At 67.9% G+C, this 352-nt stretch carries 1 pseudogene; it reads left to right on the top strand.

The features are described 5' to 3' along the window. Window positions 1-352: pseudogene (locus ACLQ2R_RS39600) on the top strand (DNA-directed RNA polymerase subunit beta); the annotation flags it as partial.

The following is a 352-nucleotide window of genomic DNA, read 5'->3' as shown; positions in this document are numbered from 1 at the left end:
GCGGCTGGGACATCTCCGGCATCGAGGAGGCCTGGGCCGAACGCCTGCGCGACAAGGGCTTCGCCGAGGTCGACCCGCGCACCAACATGGCGACCCCGGTCTTCGACGGCGCCAACGAGGAAGAGATCATCGGCCTGCTCGACAACACCCTGCGCAACAGGGACGGCGGGCGCATGGTCGGCGCGAACGGAAAGGCCCGGCTGTTCGACGGGCGTTCCGGCGAGCCGTTCCCGCACCCGATCTCGGTCGGCTACATCTACATCCTGAAGCTGCTCCACCTGGTCGACGACAAGATCCACGCGCGGTCGACCGGCCCGTACTCGATGATCACCCAGCAGCCGCTCGGCGGTAA

The organism is Streptosporangium sp. DT93, from assembly GCF_049844535.1.
In the GTDB taxonomy this organism is placed as follows: Bacteria; Actinomycetota; Actinomycetes; order Streptosporangiales; family Streptosporangiaceae; genus Streptosporangium.
This window is presented reverse-complemented; position numbering and strand designations above follow the sequence as displayed.